The organism is Massilia sp. P2_C2, from assembly GCF_056404615.1.
In genome coordinates this window covers 1-8,035 of record NZ_JBFUDR010000289.1, presented here as the reverse complement: position 1 = coordinate 8,035, position 8,035 = coordinate 1, and the positions used below count along the sequence as shown (strand labels likewise).

At 63.2% G+C, this 8,035-nt stretch carries 9 protein-coding genes; 2 read left to right on the top strand and 7 right to left on the bottom strand.

All coding sequences use genetic code 11. The features are described from left to right. Positions 1–237: 237 nt before the first annotated feature. Genes AC1DYX_RS24840 through lptF form a run of 3 tightly spaced genes read right to left on the bottom strand, consistent with a single transcriptional unit; the run spans position 238 to position 2,953 of the window. Positions 238–615: a sirohydrochlorin chelatase gene (locus AC1DYX_RS24840; RefSeq protein WP_477263844.1), complete on the bottom strand. Its 378-nt coding sequence runs from the start codon at positions 613–615 to the stop codon at positions 238–240. Beyond that, positions 615–1,799: an LPS export ABC transporter permease LptG gene (gene lptG, locus AC1DYX_RS24835; RefSeq protein WP_477263842.1), complete on the bottom strand. Its 1,185-nt coding sequence runs from the start codon at positions 1,797–1,799 to the stop codon at positions 615–617. The genes AC1DYX_RS24840 and lptG overlap by 1 nt, the downstream gene beginning before the upstream one ends. After that, a complete protein-coding gene (gene lptF / locus AC1DYX_RS24830; protein ID WP_477263840.1) occupies positions 1,796–2,953 on the bottom strand; it encodes an LPS export ABC transporter permease LptF in 1,158 nt (385 codons plus the stop codon). Before lptF ends, lptG begins: the two co-directional genes overlap by 4 nt. 113 nt (positions 2,954–3,066) lie before the next feature. Here lptF and AC1DYX_RS24825 point away from each other — a divergent pair, with 113 nt between their 5' ends. Beyond that, positions 3,067–4,563, top strand: coding sequence for a leucyl aminopeptidase (locus tag AC1DYX_RS24825; RefSeq protein WP_477263838.1), 1,497 nt, complete (start codon positions 3,067–3,069; stop codon positions 4,561–4,563). A 172-nt stretch (positions 4,564–4,735) separates the two neighbouring features. On the opposite strand, the gene AC1DYX_RS24820 is transcribed toward AC1DYX_RS24825, so the two are convergent. The 4 genes from AC1DYX_RS24820 to AC1DYX_RS24805 form a co-directional block, all read right to left on the bottom strand. Then, the gene (locus AC1DYX_RS24820; protein ID WP_477263836.1) at positions 4,736–5,206 is read right to left on the bottom strand and encodes a hypothetical protein; all 471 of its coding nucleotides are present in this window, start codon (positions 5,204–5,206) and stop codon (positions 4,736–4,738) included. An 86-nt stretch (positions 5,207–5,292) separates the two neighbouring features. Beyond that, positions 5,293–5,499 carry a DUF1653 domain-containing protein gene (locus AC1DYX_RS24815; protein WP_477263834.1) on the bottom strand — a complete coding sequence of 69 codons (207 nt, stop codon included), beginning with the start codon at positions 5,497–5,499 and terminating at the stop codon, positions 5,293–5,295. Next, positions 5,499–5,849, bottom strand: coding sequence for a phiTE_015 family protein (locus AC1DYX_RS24810; RefSeq protein ID WP_477263832.1), 351 nt, complete (start codon positions 5,847–5,849; stop codon positions 5,499–5,501). The genes AC1DYX_RS24815 and AC1DYX_RS24810 overlap by 1 nt, the downstream gene beginning before the upstream one ends. A 384-nt stretch (positions 5,850–6,233) precedes the next feature. After that, positions 6,234–6,941 (bottom strand): PEP-CTERM sorting domain-containing protein, encoded by a 708-nt coding sequence (locus AC1DYX_RS24805; protein ID WP_477263830.1) that lies wholly within the window; start codon positions 6,939–6,941, stop codon positions 6,234–6,236. A 214-nt stretch (positions 6,942–7,155) separates the two neighbouring features. Here AC1DYX_RS24805 and xth point away from each other — a divergent pair, with 214 nt between their 5' ends. Beyond that, positions 7,156–7,920, top strand: coding sequence for an exodeoxyribonuclease III (gene xth / locus AC1DYX_RS24800; protein ID WP_477263828.1), 765 nt, complete (start codon positions 7,156–7,158; stop codon positions 7,918–7,920). The last annotated feature ends 115 nt before the right edge of the window (positions 7,921–8,035 follow it).

Below are 8,035 nucleotides of genomic sequence, written 5' to 3'. Positions count from 1 at the left end.
GCATGCAGGCGATGCGTGCATGCATGCGCTGCAGGCGGCGCGCCAGCCGGTCGAGACGGCGCGCGCAACGCAGCTCCACCCACGCACGCGGCGCCGGCAACAGTGAGAAGACACACAGGCCCGCGCGCAGGCGGGCGAACAGGGTAGCGAGCTTGCTGGACATGACAGCAGTCTCGATGTCTGCGCCCTCCCCGTCAAACGCCAGTGAATGGACGGCGTTGACGCGGATCAAACCAATCAGTTGGTCGCTTCAGTCGCCCCCGCGCAATACGCGGCCATGGCAGCCAGCACGCCCGGGTCCTCGCCGACGGCCGGCACGGTCCGGAACGTGACGTCCGGATGGGCGGCACGCAGGTTGTCCAGCAGTTGCGGCAGGTCGCGCAACAGATGGCCGCCCTGCCCCAGGAACACGGGCACGATGGTGATGTCGCGCGCACCCAGCGCAACCTGGGCACCGACCTCGTCGGGCAGGCTCGGCGTCATCAGTTCGAGGAAGGCGAGCGACACGGTGCAGTCCGGCCGGCGCGCCGCGGTGAGGTCGCGCAGGCGCTGGAAGGGCGCGGCCCAGGCAGCGGCGCGGGCGCCGTGCGCGAACAGTACGAGTGCTTTTTCCATTAATGTCTCTCCACCCAGCRCAGGGCGACGATCGCCAGCAGCAGGAACAGCAGGCTGGGCGCGGCCGCCGTCACGAGGGCCGGCCAGGTCGACAGCATGCCCACGTGCGAAAACAGCGAATTAATCAACAGGAAGCTCACGCCAATCATGATGCCGATGAAAATCTTCAGGCTCACGCCGCCGCTGCGGGTGTGCAGGTAGCCGAACGGCAGCGCAAGCGCCATCAGCACGAAGATCGACAGCGGGTCGATCAGCTTCTTCCAGAACGCGATCTTGAAGCGCTCCGTCTCCTGGCGGTTCTCGGCCAGGTGGCGCGTGTACACGGCCAGTTCGTTGGCCGACATCTGGGCCGGATCGGAACGCGACACGGACAGGATCTTCGGCGTGATCTCGGAGACGAGGTCCAGGTTCGCGACCTTGCGCGTGGAGATGGACGCCGTCTCCTGGCCGAACGTGCTCTGGATCGTCTGGCCGGCCGGAGCGGGCGTACCCGGCGCCGGCAGTGCGCGGCTGTTCGCGAACAGCGTCTCGGTGACATCGTTCAGGCGCCACGTGCCGTTGCCGCTGAACGTGGCATTGGCGGCCGTGATCAGCGAGCGCATGCGCATGCTGTTGTCGAACTCGTACAGGCGCACGTCGATCAGCTGGCCGTCCGGACGGATCTGGCGCGCGTTGAAGAAGCGCGAGCCCGTCACCGGCCCTTTCGAGCCGCCCGCGTGGATGGTGTCCTTGGTCCACATGCCGGAGCGGAMTTCGGCCGATACGGTCGCCCCTTTCGCCGACAGTCGCACGCGTTCCGCGACCGGCGCCGTGCGCGGCGTGATCACCTCGCCAAACAGGAACGTGATGGCGACGAACAGCACGCCGATCTTCGCAAGCATGATGCCGGCCTGCTGCGTGGTCATCGATGACGCGCGCATGATCGTGAACTCCGAGCTTTGCGCGAACTGCGCCATCGTGTAGATGGTGCCGACCAGTGCGGCCACGGGCATCGTTTCGTACACGTGGCCGGGGAGCTGCAGCAGTACGTACAGGACCGCGTGCTGGATCATGTAGCCGCCTTTACCCACGGCCGGCAGTTCCTGGGTCAGGTCCATGAACGCGATCAGGCCGAGCAGAGCCACGAGCACGAACGCGACGGCCTGCACGATGTTGACCAGGAAATAGCGCTGCAAGATCTTCATTGCGCGCCCTCCTGCGCGGCGCCGGCGCGCGCGTCGCGCAGCATCCGGCGGCGCTTGAAGGCGCCCAGCAGCGCCATCGGATGCCAGCGGTGGTTTACGTTCAGGCGCCATGCGAACAGCGCGACTACGACGACGAGCGCGGCCACGTGCAGCGGCCACCAGGCCATGCCGAAGCTCATCTTGCCCTGCTTGACACTGTTCTCGAACACCTTCGACAGATTGCTGTACGTGAAAAAGATCAACAATGCGAAGATCAGGTTGGCCGAACTGCCCGCGCGCGGATTGACGAAGCCGAGCGGAATCGCGAGCAGCATCAGCACGACACAGGTGATGGGTGCCGAGATCCGGTACAGCAGTTCGGCATTCGTGAAGCGGTTGTCCGGCAGCGCCAGCAGCGCGGGCGTGGACAGCGCGTCGGCCGGCGTGTCGGTGCCCATCACGGGCACCTGGCTGGAAATGCGCATGCGGTAGCGCTCGAATTCCATCGACTGGAAATCAGCGCGGCCCGGCTGGCCCAGGTAACGCCGGCCATTCTTCAGCACGAGGTATTGCCCGCCCTTGCCGTCCGGCTCGATCTCGCCTTCCTTGGCGACGACGATCGAATTTTTGCCTTCGTCGACGGAATTCACGAACACGTTCTGCACGACGGTCGATGCGCGCGTGCTGCCTTCGACGAAGAACACGCGGTTGGTCGACGTCGATTCGCGGAACTGGCCCGGCGAGACGCGCTTGAGGTCTTCGCGCTTTTCGAAGCGCTCGACGAACTCCGCGCTCTTCACCTTGGCCCACGGCGTCACGATGAACGACAGCGCGGCCACCAGCGCCACCAGCGGCAGGCCGAACACGAGCACGGGCGCCAACCAGCGCAGCAGCGACTGGCCGGACGCGAACCACACGACCATTTCCGAATCGCGGTAGCTGCGCGTGACGGTGGCGATGACCGCGATAAAGCTGGTAAGAGTGATGATCAATGGAAGATAATTCAGCACCGAAAAGCCGATCAGCGCCAGCACGTCGCTCGAGGCGACCTTGCCGCCCGCGGCCTTGCCGAGGAAGGAGATCAGGGTCCAGGTCATGAAGATCGTAAACAGGACCGTGAAGGTGGCGCCGGCCACACCGGCCAATTCACGCTGTAGGGCGCGTTTGAAAATCATTCGATCGTTATAATTGCAGGTTTGAAGGAACCCCAGGGAACCGTCACGAGCGGGTGCCATATGGAAGGTTCCTCGGACAGCACGCGCGTCAAAAACTCGAAACGGAGAATCAAATGGACTTTAGCATAAAAGCATTCGACACAAAAAACACGCTGGCCGCAGCCAAATCGGGCTGTGTGGCAGTCGCGGTGTTCGAAAACAAGAAACTGTCGGAGGCGGCGAAAGCCCTCGATCTGAACGGCGAGATCAGTGCGGCCGTCAAGTCGGGTGACATCTCCGGCAAGCCCGGCTCCACCCTGCTGCTGCGCGGCGTGGGCGGCGTGACCGCGGCCCGCGTGCTGCTGGTCGGCATCGGCGCAGACGAGGCGATCAGCGAAAAGAACTTTGCCGGTGCCGTGACCGCTGCCCTGAAAACCTTCGCTTCGCTGGGCGCGCAGGATGCCATTATCGCATTCCCGCTGGAGAATGTGAAAGAGCGCGACCTGAATTGGGCGCTGCGCAGCATCGTCCTCGCCGCCAACGACGCCGAGTTCCGCACCGACGCGCAAAAGAGCAAGAAGGACCCGGCGCCCACCGGCGTGCGCAAGCTGGCCGTCGCTGTCCCGCAGACCACGCCCCAGCTGAAGACCGTCCTGGCGCAGGCGCAGGCCATCGCGAATGGCACGAACCTGACGAAGGAACTGGGCAACCTGTCGCCGAACGTCTGCACCCCGACCTATCTCGCGAACACGGCGAAGAAGCTGGCCGGCGACCATGGCTTCGACATCGAAGTCCTGGACCGCAAGCAGCTCGAAGCCCTCAAGATGGGCAGCTTCCTGTCCGTCACGCGCGGCAGCGAGGAACCGCCGAAGTTCATCGTCCTCAAGCATAACGGCGGCAAGAAGAACGACGCGCCGGTCGTCCTCGTCGGCAAGGGCATCACGTTCGACACGGGCGGCATCTCGCTGAAGCCGGGCGCGAACATGGACGAGATGAAGTACGACATGTGCGGCGCCGGCTCGGTGCTGGGTACCTTCCGCGCCATCGGCGAGATGGGCCTGAAGCTGAACGTCGTCGGCATCGTGGCCGCCTGCGAGAACATGCCGTCGGGCCGCGCCACCAAGCCGGGCGACATCGTCACGGCGATGAACGGCACCACCATCGAGATCCTGAATACGGATGCCGAAGGCCGCCTGATCCTCGCCGACGCCCTGACCTATGCCGAGCGCTTCAAGCCGGCCGCCGTCGTCGACGTCGCCACCCTGACGGGCGCCTGCATCGTCGCCCTGGGCCACCACACGTCGGGCCTGTTCACCCGCCACGACGATGCCCACGACGCCCTCGCCCAGGAATTGCTGGACGCCGGCAGGCAGGCGAACGACGTCGCCTGGCGCTTCCCCATCGGCGAAAACTACAACGAACAGCTGAAGTCGAACTTCGCCGACCTCGCCAACATCGGCACGCCGGGCGGCGCGTCGATCACGGCCGCGTGCTTCCTCGAGAACTTCACGCGCAACTACACGTGGGCCCACCTGGACATCGCGGGTACGGCATGGAAGTCCGGCGCGGCCAAGGGTGCGACCGGCCGTCCGGTGCCGCTGCTCACCACGTTCCTGCTGAACCGCGTCTAAGAACCTGTCCCGGTAAGCGCGAACTGGTAGGGTGGGCACGCCGTGCCCACGCGGACGCGGGCGAACGGCAAACGTTCGCGTGGGCACAGGGGTGCCCACCCTACCGGGACAGGGTTCGAGCAGGTTTGCAGGATGTGACAACGGACGCCGCGGCGTCCGTTTTTTTATCGCTTCAGAACATGACGTTGCCCGCCGCCGTCGGATCCGACGCCGCGGCCTGCACCTGCGCCGGCCGCATCAGCACGGTCAGGGTCCCCTGGTAGGCGACGCCGCCGCCGTCGTTGGGATCGACGTAGCCTCTGCCGCCGGCAGTGACGATGATGTTGCCGATCAGGCGGTCGGTATCGAAGAACGAGGTGGAATGGGCTTGCGCGACCTCGCGCGCGGCGCCCGTGCCCGCGCGCGCGCAATCGATCGTCAGCGGACTACGGCTGCGTTCGACCGTGACCCGCCCCGGCGCCACGACGAACCAGCGCCCCGCCGCATTCGACAGCACGCAGCCGACGCCGACCACGTCGCGGTGGTCGAGGATCGTGTGGACTTCCAGCTGCTGCGTCGGCGGGATGCCCGTCGACGTCACGCAGCCGCCCAGGACGGCGGCCAGCGCGCAGGCGCAGGAGAAATGGAAATAAGAATAGGACATGTCTTCACCCGGATGCTTATCCGGGTTTACGGCAGAATGCGGAAAGACATGAGGGCGCGCCTCCCGGACGTGCCGGCGTGGCACGCTCAGGGAAGCGCGGGCGTCGGGTCGAGCGGCGCAAAACGCGGCATGCGCACGCCGTCCACCTCGACGACCCCGAAGAAAGCGTCGCGCGGACGGACCCAGGTCTTGCCGTCCTGCCCGCGATACACGACGACGGCCGTGAGGTCCGCCTCGATGGTGGCATCGCAGATCACCTCGTACACCCCGCCCTTGTAGTGGCGGTAGCGCATCAGGCCTTTTCTTCGACTGCGGCGCGGCTCTTCTTCTTGAGGCCCTGGATGACCTTGACGAGGCCCTCGATGCCGGCGTTGTCGTCGAGTTCGCTGAACGCGTCCAGTACCTCGTTGAGCACGCGGTTGCGCACCGCGGCCTCGTCAGCCTGCAGCTTCTGCGGCTGGTTCTCGGACGACGCGAATTTCTGCGGCGCCTCGGCCGCCGTCTTCTGTCCGTGGGCCAGCGCAGCCTGCCAGATCAGCCAGCGGCGCTGGGTTTCGTACACGAGGTACTCTTCCGGCTTGTCTTCACGACGCCGGACAATGTGGCCATCGCGTTGGGCCCATGCTTCGAATGCTTGGCGCATTGTTGTCCTTTTCAAAACTGTGTGCAAATCCTGCTGTCGGATCCGCGATCGTTACACACTGCCACAGGCCGGCCCCAGGCCGGTCGCGGCAACCATGATCAAAGCAATGGATTGCTGTTGAATACTTGGTTCCAGCGTAATATGCTAATAGTACAATGCAAGTTGGCCTACTGCAATTTTTTCTTGCGAGAAGGAGACAATACGTAAATGCTGCTTCTCTTGCTGTGATTGTTACATCTTGTCACAGTTCCGCGCAACTTTCCAGCGCCGTTACGATTTTTTACTCTACGGACAATAATTTTACGACATCTTTGTTGCATTTAGCGCAAATAATGACAATCGTGTCGTGGCTTTGCGAGCCATGCATAGAGGCCGAATGGATTCTTACCGCAAGCGTCGACGGTGGCGCAGGGTGGCAAGGCCCAGCAGTCCGACACCGAACAGCATCGCCGAGGCTGGCTCCGGGACCGACGCCGGACCAGGGGCAGGCAGAGGATCGAGGATCGGCTCTGGCGGAGGGAGCGTCACCGGATCGCCGTTCAGGATCACCGCAACCGAGTTGACGATGTTGAATGAAGTGTACGATCCCGTACCTGTACCGACCGAAAAGGCGGCCATCCGGAGAACCGAACTGTCTCGTAGGGGGATATACTGGTAATCCGTCAACGAAACCGCATGAAGAGGCTGCGACATGAATTCATCGAACCTGACCGGGCGTCCGAATGCGTCTATCGCAGTGCTATGAAGGCTAACTCCGCCTGAAGCACTAAGTAAAACGGTCGAATTCGCGGCGTCGGCAAAGCTGAACTTGTAAGTCGTCCCCGCCAAGTCGACGGCAACGTTGAATGACTCATGTGTACCGACCAGGTAGGCCTTTCCGGGATTAGTCACGTACTGGTAAGGTGCGTCATCCTCAACACTCACCGTCAACGTGGCCGGACGGCCATTCAAATTTCGGGTCGTGCCAAAAAGGCCTAGAAAATCGTCGCCGACATTGATTCGGCCACTCATGCTCACCGTGACCACGGTCGCATTCGCAACACCCGCAACCGCAAACGTCAGAGCGGCAAAGGCCAATTTCATCTTTTTCATTCATCCCTCTTTGTTGTGAAAAATTGTATTTTAAGGATGAAATGACAATATTGATCCTTCGAAATAAAGAGTGAAATATGTCTATTTTTGTTTATTTAAGTTAACTTTGGTGGAATGTCTCTTCAAAAGGGACGGGGCCTGGTTGCCAATCTGCGCAACCGATCAGGTATCATGCGCGCCACAAACCGCATGCACACAAGGCTCCGAATCAAGAATGAAGATAGCAACCTGGAACGTCAATTCGCTGAAAGTCCGCCTGCCGCACCTGCTCCAGTGGCTGGCCGCCACCCCCATCGACGTACTCTGCATCCAGGAGACCAAGCTCACCGACGACAAATTCCCCGTGGCCGAGATCAACGCGGCCGGCTACGAGGTCGTGTTCAGCGGACAGAAGACGTATAACGGCGTCGCGATCCTGTCGCGCCACCCCATCGCCGACGTCGTACGCAACAACCCGCACTACCAGGACGAGCAGCAGCGCCTGATCGCCGCGACGATCGACGGCGTGCGCTTCATCTGCGCCTACGTGCCCAACGGCCAGGCGGTCGGCTCCGACAAGTATGCGTACAAACTCGGCTGGCTGGCCGCGCTGCGCCAGTGGGTCGGCGAGGAACTGGCGATCCACGAACGGTTCGCGATCCTGGGCGACTACAACATCGCCCCCGAGGACCGCGACGTCCACGACCCCGAGCTGTGGGCCGGCCAGATCCACTGTTCCGACCTGGAGCGCGAGGCATTGCGCGAACTGTGCGGGCTCGGGCTCGTCGACGCGTTCCGGCTGTTCGAGCAGCCCGAGAAGCAGTACAGCTGGTGGGATTACCGCCAGATGGCGTTCCGCCGCAACCGCGGCCTGCGCATCGACCACATCCTGCTGTCCCAGGCGCTGGCCAAGGGTTGCGAAGCGTGCGTCATCGACCGCGAACCGCGCAAGTGGGAGCAGCCGTCGGATCACACGCCGGTCATCGCGACGATCGGTTAGCGCAACGCCAACACGTTACAAACGTCCGCGTGGGCACGGGGTGCCCACCCTACCGCCTGCCTTATCGTAGGGTGGGCTCCCCGAGCCCACCATGCGTTATCGAGACGCGTACAAC